19 protein-coding genes are annotated in these 15974 nt (G+C 62.9%); 14 read left to right on the top strand and 5 right to left on the bottom strand.

Going from position 1 to position 15974, the window contains the following annotated elements; translation table 11 throughout:
• Positions 1-108: 108 nt before the first annotated feature.
• A complete protein-coding gene (locus AB0N82_RS08855) occupies positions 109-1110 on the bottom strand; it encodes a hypothetical protein (protein WP_363390555.1) in 1002 nt (333 codons plus the stop codon).
• Positions 1111-1247: 137 nt separating this feature from the next.
• Between AB0N82_RS08855 and AB0N82_RS08860 the strand changes: the two genes are divergently transcribed.
• The 3 genes from AB0N82_RS08860 to AB0N82_RS08870 all read left to right on the top strand — a co-directional run bounded on the left by AB0N82_RS08860 (position 1248) and on the right by AB0N82_RS08870 (position 2803).
• On the top strand, positions 1248-1481 hold the full coding sequence (locus tag AB0N82_RS08860) for a DUF2188 domain-containing protein (protein ID WP_063256884.1): 234 nt from the start codon (positions 1248-1250) through the stop codon (positions 1479-1481).
• Positions 1482-1703: 222 nt separating this feature from the next.
• A complete protein-coding gene (locus tag AB0N82_RS08865) occupies positions 1704-2327 on the top strand; it encodes a uracil-DNA glycosylase (RefSeq protein WP_363390558.1) in 624 nt (207 codons plus the stop codon).
• A gap of 47 nt (positions 2328-2374) precedes the next feature.
• The gene (locus AB0N82_RS08870) at positions 2375-2803 is read left to right on the top strand and encodes a GIY-YIG nuclease family protein (RefSeq protein WP_363391198.1); all 429 of its coding nucleotides are present in this window, start codon (positions 2375-2377) and stop codon (positions 2801-2803) included.
• Positions 2804-2943: 140 nt separating this feature from the next.
• On the opposite strand, the gene AB0N82_RS08875 is transcribed toward AB0N82_RS08870, so the two are convergent.
• Complete coding sequence (locus AB0N82_RS08875; RefSeq protein ID WP_363390561.1) at positions 2944-3426, bottom strand: DUF3846 domain-containing protein; 483 nt, start codon at positions 3424-3426, stop codon at positions 2944-2946.
• Between the two features lie 382 nt (positions 3427-3808).
• Between AB0N82_RS08875 and AB0N82_RS08880 the strand changes: the two genes are divergently transcribed.
• Positions 3809-3937, top strand: a complete 129-nt coding sequence (locus tag AB0N82_RS08880; protein WP_363391201.1) for a suppressor of fused domain protein — start codon at positions 3809-3811, stop codon at positions 3935-3937.
• 131 nt (positions 3938-4068) lie between these two features.
• Here the strand turns inward: AB0N82_RS08880 and AB0N82_RS08885 are convergent, their stop codons facing one another.
• Together AB0N82_RS08885 and AB0N82_RS08890 are read right to left on the bottom strand one after the other, a co-directional pair.
• Positions 4069-4416, bottom strand: a complete 348-nt coding sequence (locus AB0N82_RS08885; RefSeq protein WP_363390564.1) for an Lsr2 family protein — start codon at positions 4414-4416, stop codon at positions 4069-4071.
• A gap of 159 nt (positions 4417-4575) precedes the next feature.
• Positions 4576-6117, bottom strand: coding sequence for a hypothetical protein (locus AB0N82_RS08890; protein ID WP_363390567.1), 1542 nt, complete (start codon positions 6115-6117; stop codon positions 4576-4578).
• 559 nt (positions 6118-6676) lie between these two features.
• Between AB0N82_RS08890 and AB0N82_RS08895 the strand changes: the two genes are divergently transcribed.
• Together AB0N82_RS08895 and dgt are read left to right on the top strand one after the other, a co-directional pair.
• On the top strand, positions 6677-6886 hold the full coding sequence (locus AB0N82_RS08895) for a helix-turn-helix transcriptional regulator (RefSeq protein WP_363390570.1): 210 nt from the start codon (positions 6677-6679) through the stop codon (positions 6884-6886).
• A gap of 529 nt (positions 6887-7415) precedes the next feature.
• The gene (dgt, locus tag AB0N82_RS08900) at positions 7416-9008 is read left to right on the top strand and encodes a dGTP triphosphohydrolase (RefSeq protein WP_363390573.1); all 1593 of its coding nucleotides are present in this window, start codon (positions 7416-7418) and stop codon (positions 9006-9008) included.
• Here the strand turns inward: dgt and AB0N82_RS08905 are convergent.
• A complete protein-coding gene (locus tag AB0N82_RS08905; protein ID WP_363390576.1) occupies positions 9005-9838 on the bottom strand; it encodes a hypothetical protein in 834 nt (277 codons plus the stop codon). The genes dgt and AB0N82_RS08905 overlap by 4 nt on opposite strands.
• A gap of 98 nt (positions 9839-9936) precedes the next feature.
• Here AB0N82_RS08905 and AB0N82_RS08910 point away from each other — a divergent pair, with 98 nt between their 5' ends.
• From AB0N82_RS08910 to AB0N82_RS08945, 8 genes are all read left to right on the top strand, one after another.
• A complete protein-coding gene (locus AB0N82_RS08910; RefSeq protein WP_363390579.1) occupies positions 9937-10248 on the top strand; it encodes a hypothetical protein in 312 nt (103 codons plus the stop codon).
• A gap of 1 nt (position 10249) precedes the next feature.
• Positions 10250-10525: a hypothetical protein gene (locus AB0N82_RS08915; protein WP_363390582.1), complete on the top strand. Its 276-nt coding sequence runs from the start codon at positions 10250-10252 to the stop codon at positions 10523-10525.
• A gap of 268 nt (positions 10526-10793) precedes the next feature.
• Positions 10794-11417, top strand: coding sequence for an MT-A70 family methyltransferase (locus AB0N82_RS08920; protein WP_363390585.1), 624 nt, complete (start codon positions 10794-10796; stop codon positions 11415-11417).
• Positions 11418-11455: 38 nt separating this feature from the next.
• Positions 11456-11650: a hypothetical protein gene (locus AB0N82_RS08925; protein WP_363390588.1), complete on the top strand. Its 195-nt coding sequence runs from the start codon at positions 11456-11458 to the stop codon at positions 11648-11650.
• 13 nt (positions 11651-11663) lie between these two features.
• Positions 11664-11888, top strand: coding sequence for a hypothetical protein (locus tag AB0N82_RS08930; RefSeq protein WP_363390591.1), 225 nt, complete (start codon positions 11664-11666; stop codon positions 11886-11888).
• Positions 11881-14160 (top strand): hypothetical protein, encoded by a 2280-nt coding sequence (locus AB0N82_RS08935; protein ID WP_363390594.1) that lies wholly within the window; start codon positions 11881-11883, stop codon positions 14158-14160. The genes AB0N82_RS08930 and AB0N82_RS08935 overlap by 8 nt, the downstream gene beginning before the upstream one ends.
• 211 nt (positions 14161-14371) lie before the next feature.
• Positions 14372-15226, top strand: a complete 855-nt coding sequence (locus AB0N82_RS08940; protein ID WP_363390597.1) for a replication-relaxation family protein — start codon at positions 14372-14374, stop codon at positions 15224-15226.
• Complete coding sequence (locus tag AB0N82_RS08945) at positions 15223-15672, top strand: hypothetical protein (protein WP_363390600.1); 450 nt, start codon at positions 15223-15225, stop codon at positions 15670-15672. The genes AB0N82_RS08940 and AB0N82_RS08945 overlap by 4 nt, the downstream gene beginning before the upstream one ends.
• Positions 15673-15974 lie beyond the last annotated feature (302 nt).

A 15974-nucleotide genomic window follows, 5' to 3' on the forward strand; every position in this document is an offset into this window, starting at 1 on the left:
GACAGCCAGCCCGCCGGTCAGCCCGCTCGACCCCACACGCTGACGATGTCCCGGCAAACGGCCTTTTCCGGACGCGACACCGGCACCTATGTCGCCGGTCCATCAAGATCACGTGGGGGCGGAACGCTGAAGGATCGGAGTCAGATCCGCCACGCTTCGAAGGATGGTGGTGCCGTAACGAGCCTCGATCTTCGCCTGGGTGAACCGGTGTGCCCACTGCTTCTCGGTGACGACGACGTCGCAGTATACTGCGGCTACGGAGAGCCCCAGGATGTCGTTGAGGTCGTGCAGTTCCCATTTTTGCTCGGTCTGACGGAGCTTTGCTCCTCGCATCACGTTGGTGACCTGCCGAGTCGGCAGATCGTCCATAAAATCGACCAATCCTGCGGGACCGAGGTCCTCCACGAAGCGGTCCCACGTGAGACCGATAGCGTCGACCGCCTCGGTGACCGCGGACTGGATATCGCCGAGGTCCGAGGCGCGCACGGCGAGATCGAGCATGTCGCCTGACAGCCCCCTCGCCCGAATTTCCGAGGCGATCTTGTTCTCGTGATCGATGTATTGCTGATCAGGATGAAGGGTGTCGGTAACCACTCCCGCCGAACGTGCGATCGCCGGACCGGCCCGCATCAGATCTGCTTCGAGGAGCTGTGAGTAGATCTCCTGGATCCTCGGATAGTCCGCAACGTCAATATCGTTTCCCGAGTTACGGAGCAGACTGATGTCGAGTTCGGGCAACACGACCTGGCCGTTCGTCAAATGACGGACCCCGGTTCCGAAAACTTCGCGATGGCGCGGCTCCTCGGGGCGACCGTAGCGAGCCTTAAGCGCGTGGTCCAGCTCGGCGGGCAGCACGTATCGCCCGGGCGCCATAGTGTGTCGATTTGAGAGTTCGATCATCACGTTGGCAACGTCGTTCCGGGACCGGTCATCAGAACGCTTGCCAGTCTCGGCGTAGCGAAACATGTCGAGCGGAAATGATGCCTTGCCCGCCCCGACGGCAGTGCGGGCGGCGTCCAGCGCCTCTGTGTAGCGGGCACCTGCTGGATGGCCGGTGGCCGCACGGGCGAGGTCGATCCACTTGTTTTGGTCGAGGTATACGCGCAGCATGAGGTCATCATTGCGCCGCTCGGCTCCTCTGAGGGCGACAAATGCTCTGTCGGTCCACGTCGGATCGGTCGAACCGCCCAAATGTCGGGAGTCTGCCCTACCATCGGCACTCCAGCGATTACCTGAAGGAGGCCACGATGGCTGATTACGACGTGCAGTACGACAAGGACAAGGGCGACTGGAGCGCCAAACGAGAGGGTGCCTCGCAAGCGGCCGGCCGCTACGGCACGCAGGCTGAAGCGCACGATGCTGCGGTCGGGTTCGCAACCCGTAGCGGCGGCGGCGAGGTCCGCGACCACAGAAAAGACAACAACCAGATCCGCAACACGGACACGGTTGGCAAAAAGGATCCGTACCCGCCGAAGGGTTGAGCCCCTGAGTCGAGCCCACCTCCATCATTGCGAGGCGGGCTCGACTCGTTCGGGAGTCGCTATACAACCTCGCCGGCGACGCCAAACCGCCCGCGCAACGGAGCGCCGCGCATGAGTGTGACTGCTTGGCTCCCGCGCTCCCGCTCGAGGCGAAGCCATGGCGGGAGGCAGTCGGCGACGCGCCCGACGATGCCTTCGACATCTCAGCGCTACGGTGATTGCATGCCGAGACGGATGGCGGACCCTGCCTTCAGAACCCAGCAGTGGGATGAACGCTATGCGCCCCACATCGCCCCGGTGAACAGGTATGTCGACGAGTTGCGCGGAGTTGGACGAGGGTTCGTGCCGTACGTCGCACCACTACACGGGGGCGTAAACGCGCAGCTCCTCAGCATCCTCCGCGACCCCGGACCAGCCACCCGCGACGGTATCGGCAGCGGATTCGTCTGCGTCGAGAACGACGATGGCTCTGCGGAGTTGCAAGCGCAACTCCTCGAAACAGTCAGCCTGTCCCCCACGGATCTACTGCCGTGGAACGCATATCCCTGGTACATCAACCGTGCGCCGAAGGCCTCCGAGCTTGATGCAGGCGTTCCGACGGTGCTCAAACTGATTGATCTAGCTCCGAACCTCAAGGTCGTGTTGCTTCAAGGCAGTCATGCCGCGCATGCCTGGGAGCGGCTTGTGCGACTCGACCCGACAATCGAGGCGGATAGGGGCCTGACGATCGTGCGCAGCTTCCACCCGTCACCGCAGGCACTTTTTGTGAAAGATCTCGAAGAGCGAGAAAGGCGGCGCGCCCGTCGAAAAGCAGCGTTTGAAGAGGTGGCTGAGCACCTCAGGTGATGCGGCGCGCACCTGAGAAGACAAACCCCGGCAGGCAGGGCAGTGAGATGGACAACCCAGCGACCACCACGCCCGAGTGGCGTGCCCTCCTCTCGCCACCGAGGCAGACGGTGGCTCGAATCGAGCGGGCTGGCATCCCCACACGTCCCGGCGTATACGCCTGGTTCCACAGCGGCGAATGCGTCTACCTCGGAAAGGCGTCCAATCTCCGCGCGCGCCTCGCGACGCATCTATCGACGTCGCTAGATCTCAGCCGCAGTACGCTTCGTTCCTGGGTCGCGGTGCGAGAGCTTGGCTTGACTCGCGAATACACGCGCCGACGTCCAACTGTCATGGACGCCGCGCAGGTCGGGGTGGTGAGTTCGTGGCTCCGCGAGTGCGACCTGACCTGGAACGTTACTCCGACGAACGAGGATGCGGTTGCGCTCGAGTCCGCACTGCTCGCCGCGTGGCGCCCGCCCATCAACGCCGCGTAGTGAGCGCGGCACCCGACAATGGGGCTTGCCCAGCGGTCTGCCCTTCCCTTTGAGCAGAGTGGGGTGGACATCGACGTCGCGACCCGCGAGATCAAAAGGCGGCGGACCGCTCCTGGGTAGGAGTAGCCCGCCGCCTGTGGTCACGGCAGTGGGACGACGCGCAGCAGCCGGTCCGTGGCGTACTCCATCATCAGAGTCGCACCGACAACGGCCTCGATATACGTCTGCGGTTCGCTCGGTGTCGCTCGCCACTCTTCCGAGTCCAGTCGTTGCAGCTCGACCTGGCACAGCATCGCGCCGCGAAGAAGGGCCTGTTCCGTGACGGGCACGTCGGTGTTCCAGCCATCCTGGCCGGGCAGACCGACGAGAACCGCGTCGCCTGCTAGCCGCGCCTGACCGCGCGCGTGTGGCACGTGGTACCACCACAAATATGTTGCGCGTCGGTTGTACGGCAGCCCGCGGATGAGCCCCTCTTCGCTCAGGTACATTGTGCAGCCGAAGCTGAGGATGTCGATCGCCTCGATCCATCCCCCGACGGCTCTCTGGTAGTCCTTGACTTCCCTGAATTCGAGAGCGCGCATGTCATCGGCGTCGGACACCGGGATGATGATGCCTTGCACCATGGTGCTTCTCCTTTGTGCGTGCGACCGAGAACCGGGATGGTTCTCGTGAAATCGCTGAGCACAAACGAGGGGCAGTGCGTGGAATCAGTTGGCGACGGCGGCCGGCGAGCACCGTCCTAAACGGACGGGCTCGAGCCGGCCGCCTCTTGTGAGGTGCGCTAACTCAGGCGGGCGCCGCTTTTGGGAACGTTTCGGCAGTGGTCTCGCATTCTGCGCGTTCTACGTCGCAGACGGCGGCCCATCCCGGTACGGGACGGTCATTCGCGGCGCGTTCCAACAAGCTGGCGCTGAGGTGACAACCCAGCATGGTTTCATTGTCCCCCCGTTCTGCTGGGAGAACGAATTCCCCGCATAAGAGGACGAGGACGTCTACACGACGTGGCTGCAGGTGGTGCCGATTACCGACGAGGAGGCTGCGTTTGCGGAAGCTCGTGACGGGGATGCCCTCGAGGATCTGTTCGAACAGCGCCAACCCGACCTCTTCGATCTCGGCCGCGCCAGCCTGATCTGACCGGACAGCTACAAGGCCAGCGGGTGGGTTGCCGGGAATTATCGCGAGAGCCCTCCGAACCGAGTTGGTGCGAGCAAAATAGGACACCCCCGGCCTTCACGGAGCCGGGGGTGTCCTACTGTCAGAACCAGTTACGCCGTAGCCGTCTTGTAAGCCTCGATGACGGTTCCCGGGACGCGCCCACGATCGCTAACCGTGTGGCCGTTGGCCCGAGCCCACTCGCGGATCGCGCCGAGGTCAAGGTCGCTCTTGGAGCGAGCACCACCGCGGGTGGCTCGACCGGCGCCGGCGGACCCGACCGAGCGGGCGGCGTCAACGAACGGCGTCAGGGCTTTGTAGAACTTGTCGGCGTTGCTGTCAGAGAGGTCAATCTCGTACGCGCGACCTTCAACCGAGAAGGTGATCTGCTTTCCTTCGCCCTGCTCGAGAACGGTGCCGTCGAGGTCGTCGGTGATCTGCGCGATGTGTTTGGTAGCCATGATGAGCAAATCCTTACACCCGAGGATAACGATTTACGATCAAGTAACACCTTGGCTATTACTGTGTCGCTTCACAACCAGCCACTTGAGATGGTCAACCGCAGTCCCCAATGCACCGCTTCCCCGTTACGCAGAGCTGACCGACGCGGCGAGGCCTCGTCAGCGCCAATCGAGAAGCTGGACGCGGTTGCTTGATCCAAGCCAGCCTTTCTCGGTGCGAGCGAAGGATTTTTCTGTCGCGAGCTTCGTCGGGTCTCCGCCTCCTCGCCCGATGGTGAACAATTCGGGAGCCTCAGAGCCCGATGCAGGAGAGGAGATAAACGCAACCGTCTGGGCATCCGGTGAGCCGATCGGGCTCCAGTTCTTTCTTTCCGTTTTGGGGAGCAAACTGACGTCAGTGTTCTCTGCTCCGCAGGCCCAGCGGCCCTTGTACATAGGGTCGGAGCCGGCCGGGTACGGGGCATAGAGGTCAATCTCGGTGAGCGTATTCGTGGTGCAGATGAGGGTGTTCGGGTCAAGCCAGTCGTTGACGGTCGCACCTTGCCCGAACGGTCCGGGCTGGATGTTTTCACTGTGAGGTGCGCAGGTGCCACCGCAGGGGGTGATGGTGCCGCTGGGCCAGACGAGGAAGCTCTGGTCGACTTTTGACTGAACGGTTTCAGGCGTACTGGCCGCGACGGCGTCTGCGGTGGTGGCGCTGGCGGGGATTCGCTTGACTTCGCTGGTGCTGCCGTCGAGGTAGTAGAACGCTCCGTCTGCACCGAATACGGGTGAGACGTGCTGGATCGTGTTGGAGAAGTCTGACTGGGACCCTGCAACTGCGTCGGACACGTCGACGAATTGCCCGCTTTTGGTGATCCAGCCGACGTGGTTCGAGTTGTCGGCAGTGACCGTCATAGTGGCGGCGACACGAGTGAGGTCGGGCGAAAAGCCCTGCTGCGCGATGTAGGACGACGCCATGTTGACGCGAGGGAGAACAGCCTCCGGCCCTTCGAAGGTGCGCGTTGCTATGGACTTGCCGGTAGACGGGTCGATGGCGGTCAAGGTGACAGCGGTGGCTGAAGCGTCGATGGCAATGATGCCCGACATCGCATCGGCAACGCTCCCACCTGAGCCGGAGGCGGCCTCGATGGCACTGGCGCGTTCTGCCTTGAGGTAGAACTCGATCTCGCCGCTCGCACCCTGGGTGAAGGCGGGAATAGGGGTGTCGGCGTATCTGGTGGTGGTGACGCCGTCCAGCCAACTCACGCGCGCACTGTCGAAGTACGTGAAGTCCGTGGGAAGCCCCAGACTGCGCTCTGACTTCTTGCCGGTGGGATTGCCGTCGATGGACGTCTCGTCCTCCGGAACACCTCCGGCCTCAACGCCCCACGTGCGCAGATCCTCCTGTGTCAGCCGTCCGGGGGTGTCCAGGTTGAAATAGGCAACGATGACGCGTTGGTACCTGTCGACGCCGTTCTTCGCGGTACCGACGTCGCCGACGAAGTAGGCGCAACCTCCTGGCGGCAACGGCGAGCGGAGATCCCCGCTCAGAAGATCGGCGGTGACAGCGCGAGCCCAGGCTGGGTCACTGATGAAAGCCTGTCCGAACTCGCCGCCGCTGGGGCACCCGTCGGGTACGGGGTAGCTGATTGGCGTGGCATCAGCATCGTCGTCGCCTAGCTCGGGCCCGGAGACCGAGCAACCGGCGAGAAGCACCACAGCACCGGCGATCGTTGCGAGCAGAGCGACTCTTACTCGAATTCGCCGTCGCGGGAGAAAACGGATGTTCGCGGGCTTCGCCGCGGCGGATTCGGGCGGGCTCGGGGAGCTACCACGGCTTTCGATTTGAAGCATCGGGTTCCAATCGGGTTGGTAACGACGTGGCCCAGCCACTGTGCTACTTATAAGTAGCACACAAAGGAGGGCTTGATCCACGCCGAAGACAACCTCTTCATTGCTAGTTCGGCCTTGTCGGTCGACTCAGGCAACACGCAGTAGTCGCCTAGGGTGACTCCGCTTCGCTGTTACGGAGGCGGTTTCCCCTGAGGGGCCTACGCCGCACGGCTCGCTCGAGGCGGACCTGATCCGCATTCGACCAAGCGTCTGCCCAGGGTCGCGGGGTGCCCGAGGTGCATATGGCGTGGTGCGCTAGAGCAGTCGGGCGGTGGGTCGCCAGAAGCCCGGAAGCCGTTGCGGCGAAGTGGGCACGCCCACTCGCGCCGCGAGTGCTACTCATAAGTATGTAGATCGATAAGTAGCATGTTGTTGTGCTGAGGAGGTGGAAGGCGAACTACAGCGCACGCTCGGGCGCAATGTCCGCGCCCATCGGCAGCAACTTGGACTCAGCCAAGAGCAGCTCGCAGAGAAGCTTGGCTACCACCGCACGTACATCGGTGGGATTGAACAGGGGCTGAGGAACCTCAGCCTGCGGTCGGTTGAGCGACTAGCGGACGACCTCGGTCTTCAACCTATCGATCTCCTCAGTTAGCTCCTTGTCGCCATTCGTCGCGCCCTCCAGCACTAGTGACGAATGAGTCGACGGATTGCCTCTACATCCCCCGGGGTCGGAGGCCGTACGGTGCGACGTTTGATGATTTCGGCGTGTCAAGGTGCGCTGCCCCGAGCGTACCGATAGTCTCGCGCGCAAGACGCGACACGGAAGTGTGAGCGCGTGTAATCATTGTCAATATTGACTAAGTGTGTTTTATTTAGTTTATGGAAAAGAATGAATTACACAATCTCCCACCCCCGTGGATAATTTCACCGAGAGGATCGTTGATCAATATGTCCACGCAAGAAGAAGTTCAGGCAATGGTGCGATCGGAGCGTGTCGCTCACGAAATATTGGAATCCACGGATGCCGGTGGCTCAGTTCCAGAAGATTTAAGTTACAACGAGTACATCCAACGCATGAGAATGCGCGGCATCGCCAATAGTTTCGCGAATGTTGCACTGAGGGACCTCGGGTATCGGCCCGGTCCTGACGCCCGCTTGATTGCTATTTAACATCGCAGAAAATGACAAACGTCGCTGGCTCCGAATGGGAGCGCCGTGGGGGCTCTTCCTCCGATAGTCGCCCGGACGCCCGGCGTGATCACGATCGGGTGTTTTATTCCGCCGAGTTTGAACGACTCGAAGACGTGACGCAGATAGCCACGCTGACGTCGTCATCAGTCCGGAATCGCCTGACACACTCATATCGAGTAGAGCAAATTGCTCAGTCAATCGCACAAACGAACTGCAACGTCGAACTCATCGACGAGGAGGTTGTCAAGACGGCAGCACTGGTGCACGACATGGGTCACGCGCCGTTTGGGCACACCGGCGAAGAGGCTTTACAGCGCGCAGTCACCTGCGTTTTGCACCGCGATGTCTATCCAACGCGATATACGGCCCGCATCGAAGATGTCCCCAACATTCTGAAAGATGGCGTGCGACGGAAGAATGCATGCGAGGGCCCCCGACCGTGCCTTCTTCCTGACGGCTTCGAGGGCAATGCACAGACTTTCCGCATCTTGACACTCCTGGCCTCAAACCACCCGAGCTCGAAGGACTACGGACTGAACCTCACTCGGAGAACACTTCTGGCGTCCCTCAAGTATCCCTGGCTGCATGGCGAAAACGAGAAGAAGCCGTCAAAGTGGGGAGTGTACGACGCGGACGCAGATGCCTTCGCTTGGGTTCTAGGACTGAACTCCGATGACGGAGATACCGAAAGTGCACTCCAGGGGCCTCGAGATCGTTCGCTCGAGGCATCGATCATGGACATTGCAGACGATATTGCGTACGCCGTTCACGACCTCGAAGACGCCCACAAAGCTGGACTGATTCCATTTGCCGAAATATCTATGGCTCCAGTAACGAATACGTTTCTGCGAATCATTTCATACATTCGGGCCGAAGTTCGTGAGACCAACTCACCTCTCGGCGGAAGTCCGGTAATGAGAATCGTCGACGAGTGGGATCGCTTTACAGAAGCGGGAATCCAAGAGCTCCCAAGTAGGGGTGATTTGGCCTCGCTCGGCTATCCCTACCTCAATCAAGTAGCGCAAGTACTTTCGATGATTGATCCGTCTCGATATTCGGGAGGGGTCTCGTCTCGTGCTGCTCTTTCGCAATGGAGAGGTGGTCTCATATCTCTCTTCGTCAACGACGTCGACATATCAACTGGTCAGGCGAAATTTCGAAGCGACCGACTCGAGTCGGCGATTGAATTTCTGAAGCAGCTCACATGGTACTTCGTCATCGATGACCCTGACTTGAGTGCTATTCGCGAGGGCCAGGAGGCCCTCATATCAGCCTGCTTCGATCGACTCTTCGATCAAGCTTCGTCCGCGTGGCTGGAAACACCCGGCGCCGAGTCCAGCGACTGGGCGTCAACTCCGTCGCACCGCGCGACGAAACGCCTACCCGAGCGTCTAGTGGACTATCTAGCCTTGGGCCGGGTGCAAGAAAGCCTTGCGAGCGTACGGCGATGCACTCCGCAGCAGATTGTCGCTCGTGCCGTCGTCGACTACATATGCAGTTTGACGGACTCAGAAGTCTATTCTTACTCGCTCCAGGTGGACGGCGCTCCTTCGCACTCCGCGCCGCGAGCATTTGCGAGCTAGAACTGATTATGTCCACCCCTCCCGTTCGTGAGTAGGTGCGCAAATGCCGCCCTGTTGCCAACTATTGGGCCCGCGGGCAACCCGTCGATGGCATATAGCCGTATTGAGACCTCGATGGACTTGTTCGCGAAGGTGCGGGTGTGCGGCACCATCCGCGGATCATCGAGCCAAGAGAAAACGCTCCAGACGGGCCACACCTTGGCCCTCCATGTAACCCGAACGTTGCCCATTGAGTCGAACGACCCTACGGATGTGTCAAGTGGAACAAAAGGCAGCACGAACTGGCGTCCAAATTTTCCCTTCCCATCCAGCTCTTTGTTCACGTGCAGGTTCAGGTCGTACGCTTCGCCGTTGACGTAGACCTGAGGTTCAATCCAATCGACTGCGGCTGAGTCGAAGCCCAGCGCGATTTGGAAGCTCCGATCACCGGGGATCACGCCGATAAAAGCAGTCGGCCGGTGGGATTCGTCTCGGTTGCGGATGAGAGCTACGAGTTCTGCGATACCCTTCTCCGCTCGACGCCAGGGCGTGGACACATCACCTGCGTAGTAGCGTCGCACGTAAAGGTGGCGACGTTCGTCTACACTTCCGAGCCCTACACCCCATCCAGACAAGAAAAAGAACGCGCCGATCGCGGTCATGGGATCTCGTCCGAACTGCTCTCGCAGTCGACCCAGCTCCTCGAAGGCGCGCTCCGGTTCTCCCTCACCCAGTGCCTCCGTGAGGTAGAACAGCGATGCCAATCGATCTGCGCCTGGTTCGCCGAGCCCCTTACGAAATGCCCGGAGTTCGCGTGCGATGTCCTGTCGATACGGATCTGTCGGCTCCATGTTGCCAATTCTGTGCCAATGACACCCGGAACCTCTCGGATCGATCCTTGATGTGTGGCCGAACGGTCGCAGTAGAACGGATCTAGAGGAGGTTCTAAGTGTTTGAATCGAACAAGGAGCTGGCATCACTGGGGGGCACGTTCGCCTCCTCAGGGCTGGGCCAGAGAGACGCGCGTTTGCAGCGTCAGACCAGTCGTGAGGTAGATCAGCTGCGTTCGCGCGTCGTGGTCGCGGCCACCGTCGAGCAGGGCCGGGGGTTCATCACGGATGTGGCGTTGCATGAGGCGGGCAGCCTGTCGGCGCTAGAGACTCACCTCATCCAGGTCGCTCCGCTTGGGGAGGCGCGCTACAAGCACATCGTCGACGCCTACGCCATGGGAGCCGCTCGCACGATCGCGCGATTCTCGTGACATGGTCCTCGGACTAATCGTGCTGGCGGGATTGCCGCTGCTGCTGATGTTCGAACTCCTCGACCGGGTGCCCGAGGTGATCTCCTGGATCGGAGACAGGATCGAGCAGCGACGCGATGCGAAGCGCGTTCGTATCGAAGCTGAACTCGACCGGACACAGGCAGAGCTGCGTGCGACGATCCTGCAGCTTGCAGCCGACCTCGGTGGAGATGCGCACGAGGCGCGAAAAGCCATGATCCGTGAGTCCTATCTGCACCGCGGAGAGGTCTCGCAGTAGCCCAGCGGGAGGGAAGCCCGGGGCGACGGTGGCACCGTCACCGTCGCCCTGGAGTTCTCTTCACGAGAGAGACGACCAACCTGGACGCAGGCGAATTCTTGGATCCGTCTTTACGGATCGCATCTTGTACCGACCGGACGCTTTACGAACCGCGCCCGTTCCGTCATAAGTATGGGCAGCAGCCCCGCGGTCGGCCCGAACCCTCGCTCATAGTGACGTTCGGCGTGCCCGCAACGTTTCACTTCGGCTGCAGGAAAGGAGGGTTTCCATGAACATCACCAAAACCAATTCGGCTAGCTCGGAGAACGCGCCGCCTGGCACAACCTACTCCGGGGAGAAATTCTCGTGCATCATCGCGGACCCCCCGTGGCAGGCGGGGCAACTCGGCAAGCACGGAGCACAGAGCCACTACGAGCTTATGAGCCTCGAACGCATCAAAGCACTCCCTGTGAATGATCTCGCTGCAGACAATGCGCACCTCTACCTGTGGTGTTACCCGGCGACCCGGTACATCGCCGAGGACGTCATGCGCGCCTGGGGGTTTGAGTACAAGGACGAGTTCGTCTGGGGCAAAGACCAGATGGGCCTGGGCCAGTACTTTCGCCACGCCCACGAGACGCTGCTCATCGGCGTCAAGGGCAAGCTCCCCGTGAGGTTCCGCGGTCAGCGCTCCTTCACCATGCTGGCCCGTCAATCTCACAGTCATAAGCCCGAGGAAGTGCATCAGATGGTGATGCGCATGAGTCCCGGCCCGTATCTGGAGCTCTTCGCACGCCGCCCGTTTCCTGGATGGGAGGTCTGGGGCAACCAGATTTCACGGTCCAGCATCGTCGTCCCGGGCTATCCCGTGCCCTCTGACACCCGTCGCCCGTTGGAGGCGTTTGATGACTGACCCCGCCATCCCCATTACCCACCAGGAAGGAACTCGCCATGTCGCCATCCGACCGCGGCCCGTTGCAAGCTGCCCTCGCAATGGCCTGGACGCTGCTGCTCATCACCGTGCTGCTGTGGGCGGCCGTCTGGCTCATCTCGCAGATCTGGGTGTGGCTCGTCGTCGTCGCCCTGCTCATCGGTGCCTCGACGGCCCTGCTGTGGTGGTTGCGCGTCCGTCGGGACCGCTGGTGAAGGGAGCCAAATCATGACTGCCCAGAAACGGGGTCGGGGTCGGCCGCGCCGCGAGTATCGCATCCGCGTCCGCGCTGAACGCCGCGAGACCCCGGACTACGACAAGCTCGCCCGTGCCCTCCTCGAGCACGCCGCCATGGAAGACGCCAAGAAGAACGGGAAATCAATGACCATCCCGGAATCGGACGGTAGTGCGCCGAACGCCGCCGCGGATGAGGGAGGGGGTAATCATGATTGAAGCGTGGCGACAGCTGCACTGGCCGCGCCCATTCGATCAGGACGCGGCGCTCGGCTTTGTCGAAACGCTCGCCGCAGATGAGTCACGCGGCCCCGTCGTAATTGAAGCCCGCTCCGAAGCCGGCGCCATTCGTCATCTCATCGGCGGGCATCGCACCACGGTGTCGAGCATTGGCAGCAGCCTGCGCAGGCTGCTCCCCGGCGTCTCGATTACCGACCTTGAAACCGACCGCGAACCGGTCGAACGAGCTGGCCGCGTTCGGATCCGCCAACGCCACCTCGGCCTCAGTCTTGATACCTCCGGCGCAGCCCTTCGAGCCTTGTACTCGGCGTTGTCGCAGGCGGTGGGGAAGGGCGACGTGCTGGTGCTGCAGATCATTCTGGGCGCGAGCGTCCCACCGCAGCCGATCCCGGCGTTCACGCCCGACCCGAACCTGACCATCTTCGACCTCGTCACGAAAGGCACCCGCCCCGCGCAGCCAGAGGTGCGGGCGGACCTGCGAGACAAACTCGGCCAGTACCGCTTCCGCAGCACGATCCGCGTGGGGGTCAGCGCAAGCAGCCCTGTCCGCCGTCGGCTGCTTGTTCATGCCGTGCTCGCAGCACTCCGTCAACTCCAGACCGGGTCGACCCGCATTGACCTTGTCTCCGACCGCCCCGAGCTCGTCGACGAAGCGATCATCCCGGCGAAGAAACCGCTGCGCCTGACGGCCAGCGAAGCGCTATGCCTCCTCGGATGGCCCACCGGAGACGGTGCGCTCCCGGGACTGCCGCCGATCTACCCGCGGCGCATTGCCCCGCCCGTCGGGTTTACCCCGAGCGCCGAGCGGATCTTCGCCCGCACCAACGCGCCCGGCCCAAGCGTTCCCGTCGGGATCGCCATCGCAGACGCTGTCCGCCACAGCCACGTCATGGGTCCAAACGGCGTCGGGAAGAGCACGGTGCTGCTGAATCTGATCGCGGCGGACGTCGCGGCGAATCGCAGTGTGGTGGTCATCGACGCTAAGCGCGACCTCGCGATGGATGTCCTGACCGTCATCCCTGAGCACCGCGCGGGCGATGTGGTTGTCCTCGACCCGAGTAGCGCTGACCCCGTCGGTCTCAACCCGTTCGCCGGAGCAGGTGACGACGGCCCCCTCATCGCTGACCGCCTTCTCGCCGTCTTCCGCAGCCTGTTCCCCTCGGCCTTCGGCCCGCGGACGAGCGACGCCGTACACGCCTCGCTCCTTCTCCTCTCCAGCCAGGACGGCTCGACCCTCGCTGATCTGCCGCGGCTCTTAACGGATGACCGGTTCCGCCGGGGCTACACCGCGACCATCACCGATCCCTCTCTGGCCGGCTTCTGGGCGCAGTACGACGCGCTCAGCGACGGGGCCCGTGCCGCCATGGTCGGCCCCGTACTCACGAGGCTCAGGCAATTCCTCCTTCGGCCCTCCATCCGCGCTGTGCTGGACCAGCCAAAACCCCGCTTCGATCTCCGCGACCTGTTCACCAAGCCCCGCATTCTGGTCGTGCCTCTGAACCGTGGTCTTCTCGGCCCGATCTCGGCTGAGCTCTTGGGCTCGCTACTGGTGTCGCAGCTGTGGCAGCTGACCCTGGCCCGCGCCGGGGTACCCAAAGACGAGCGCCTCCCCGTATCCATCTACCTCGACGAGGCGCAGATGTTCGTCAAGCACGAATCAGACCTGGGCGAAGCACTCGAGCAGTCCCGCTCCATGAACGTCGCCTGGCATCTTGCGCACCAACACCGGGCCCAGATGCCCGCCAGCCTTCTCGCGGGCATTGCCGCCAACGCGAGGAACAAGATTCAGTTTCAAGCTGATCCCGCCGACGCAGCCGCCGTGACGAAGTACTCAGACTTGACGCCCGCGGACGTGATGAAGCTCCCGCCCTACAACGTCTACGTCGACCTCGTCTCCGGCGGCGTGCAATCCGGCTGGTTCTCCGCCGTCACGCTGCCACCACCCGCCGCCGTATCCGACCCCGAGTGCGTGCTGGCCGAGAGCCGTGCCCGCTACGGACGTCTCGATGACCCACCAGCTTCGGCCGCTTCCTCGACGCCATCCCCGAGCTCGCCCCAGGGCGGCGGCGCGACCGTCGCGGACGCGGCACCCGACGACGATGTCGTGACGCTCGTCGTCCTCGGCACCGAGCCAACCCCTCTCCAGACCTCACCCGCGCCGGATCGCACAACGGGCGATGGACCGACCGACGCCGCAAGCGACGCGGGTGATGACGAACCGATCGGTCGCCGTCCGAGGAAGCGCTCATGACTGCCCAGCAGCGCACTCTGAGAAGAGGTGAGCGGCGTCCGCTCGGGCGTCCGTTCGCCCGTCCGCTCGCCGGAACTTCGACCGCCGTTCTGCCCCGTAATCCCGCGGCACCAGCGCCGAGTTGGGAGCGGATTATCCCGCCCCAGGCGGGATGCCCACGGCCCACCCAACTCGCCAGCTCCGTCCTCCGCCCCACAGGGGGACTCCGACCATGACGACCCCATCCTCATCTTCACGGACGGGCGCCGGACCGTCCCGGCTGCGCGACCTGCGCCTGAGCCTCTCAAGCCGCGATCATCAGATCCTGCAGTTCCTCAGCCGCCATCGTTACGCCACCACCACGCATCTCCGCGACGTCTACTTCGCGGACCACGCCACCGCCACGGCGGGCACCCGGGCCTGTGTCCGCGTCCTCCACCGGCTGCTCCGCGACCGGCTCGTGGCGCGACTGGAGCGCCGCGTCGGCGGCACCGCCCGCGGGTCCGCGGCCAGCATCTGGTACCTCGATGCCGCCGGCGAACGCCTCACACGAGACGAGGACGCGGCCCGTCGCCGCTTCGCTTCAGTCTCGACCGTGTTCCTCGAGCACACTCTCGGCGTGGTCGACGTCCATGTCGCCCTGATCGCCCAGACCCGACGCACCGGCACCCAGCTCGAGTGCGTCGCCATTGAAGCCGAGGCCTGGCGCAGCTTCTTCACCGCCCACGGGACAACAACCATCCTCAAACCCGATCTCTACGCCCACCTGGCCACCGCCGAGTTTGACGATTACTGGTACATCGAGTGGGACGCCGGCAGCGAGAGCATTCCCGTCGTCCTGGCCAAATGCCGCACGTACGCCGCCTACAAGGCCACCGGCCGCGCCCAGGCCGAACACGGCGTCTTCCCCCGAGTGCTCTGGATCGTGCCGTCGCAGCGCCGCGCAGAGCGGCTCACGAGCGCTATCCACCGCTACCCGGAGCTGCCGAACCGGCTGTTCACCGTCATTACACCGGACCAACTCGCGGCCACAATCGATCCCGCCACCGACACCGAAACGACTGAACCCCGAAAGGAGCAACTATGAGCCCCGAAACACCATCGCCACCGGACCGCGACCCCGAACAAGGGAAGTGGGACGACGATCGGTTCGGCCCCGAAGCCCAAGCCTCCGTCGATCGCTCACTCCAGACGCTTGTTGAGCCCGACGATGCGCTCCGACTGCTTGCCCTCGTAAAGGAAAACGGGGCAGGGTTCGCGGCCTACCTCCTGCTGCCGGACACGAACATCGCCGCCGTCAACCTCGAGGAGGCCTTCCACGACGCCTACGTCGACGCCTGGGAGACCTTCGCCGAATTTCGCCGCGACGTCCTCGACGGACTTGGCTGGCTCGTCGCCGTCAAGAACGTCATGAACGAGCAGGGCATCCCCGACGACCATCTGCGCTGGAACCACGCCGTCGTCGATGAACGCATCGCCGCCACCTACGACGCCATCCGCCTCGACGGCTGGTGGCACATCTTCTACAAGTAGCCCCCGCAGATAACGACTTCCGGCCCCTGTGCGGGGTCGGGCACAAGTGCACCCATCCGGGTGCTCAACTTTTCCCCAGGTCAGCGATGACAAAACCACATCACTAAACATCTCGACTTAAAAGGTCAGATGAGCGTAAATCAAGAGGCTACGTCCGTCGCCCAGGCGGCACGGGCGCTATGGAAGGGAGGCAAAATGACAGACACAAAGCACACCGCCGCGCGGCCGGGTCGGGGGTCGTTCGCAGGCTGGGAGCAGCTCCTCGGCCTGGACGGAACCGCCCCGCTAACGACGAGTGACTC

This window comes from Microbacterium sp. NPDC089186 (genome assembly GCF_040685115.1).
In the GTDB taxonomy this organism is placed as follows: domain Bacteria; phylum Actinomycetota; class Actinomycetes; order Actinomycetales; family Microbacteriaceae; genus Microbacterium; species Microbacterium galbum.

What these genes read in the sequence shown, in the direction of transcription:
- AB0N82_RS08855 (WP_363390555.1), bottom strand. Translation starts at nt 1,110, where the DNA reads ATGCTGCGCGTATACCTCGACCAAAACAAGTGGATCGACCTCGCCCGT.
- AB0N82_RS08860 (WP_063256884.1), top strand. Translation starts at nt 1,248, where the DNA reads ATGGCTGATTACGACGTGCAGTACGACAAGGACAAGGGCGACTGGAGC.
- AB0N82_RS08865 (WP_363390558.1), top strand. Translation starts at nt 1,704, where the DNA reads ATGCCGAGACGGATGGCGGACCCTGCCTTCAGAACCCAGCAGTGGGAT.
- AB0N82_RS08870 (WP_363391198.1), top strand. Translation starts at nt 2,375, where the DNA reads ATGGACAACCCAGCGACCACCACGCCCGAGTGGCGTGCCCTCCTCTCG.
- AB0N82_RS08875 (WP_363390561.1), bottom strand. Translation starts at nt 3,426, where the DNA reads ATGGTGCAAGGCATCATCATCCCGGTGTCCGACGCCGATGACATGCGC.
- AB0N82_RS08885 (WP_363390564.1), bottom strand. Translation starts at nt 4,416, where the DNA reads ATGGCTACCAAACACATCGCGCAGATCACCGACGACCTCGACGGCACC.
- dgt (WP_363390573.1), top strand. Translation starts at nt 7,416, where the DNA reads ATGACAAACGTCGCTGGCTCCGAATGGGAGCGCCGTGGGGGCTCTTCC.
- AB0N82_RS08905 (WP_363390576.1), bottom strand. Translation starts at nt 9,838, where the DNA reads ATGGAGCCGACAGATCCGTATCGACAGGACATCGCACGCGAACTCCGG.
- AB0N82_RS08915 (WP_363390582.1), top strand. Translation starts at nt 10,250, where the DNA reads ATGGTCCTCGGACTAATCGTGCTGGCGGGATTGCCGCTGCTGCTGATG.
- AB0N82_RS08920 (WP_363390585.1), top strand. Translation starts at nt 10,794, where the DNA reads ATGAACATCACCAAAACCAATTCGGCTAGCTCGGAGAACGCGCCGCCT.
- AB0N82_RS08925 (WP_363390588.1), top strand. Translation starts at nt 11,456, where the DNA reads ATGTCGCCATCCGACCGCGGCCCGTTGCAAGCTGCCCTCGCAATGGCC.
- AB0N82_RS08930 (WP_363390591.1), top strand. Translation starts at nt 11,664, where the DNA reads ATGACTGCCCAGAAACGGGGTCGGGGTCGGCCGCGCCGCGAGTATCGC.
- AB0N82_RS08935 (WP_363390594.1), top strand. Translation starts at nt 11,881, where the DNA reads ATGATTGAAGCGTGGCGACAGCTGCACTGGCCGCGCCCATTCGATCAG.
- AB0N82_RS08940 (WP_363390597.1), top strand. Translation starts at nt 14,372, where the DNA reads ATGACGACCCCATCCTCATCTTCACGGACGGGCGCCGGACCGTCCCGG.
- AB0N82_RS08945 (WP_363390600.1), top strand. Translation starts at nt 15,223, where the DNA reads ATGAGCCCCGAAACACCATCGCCACCGGACCGCGACCCCGAACAAGGG.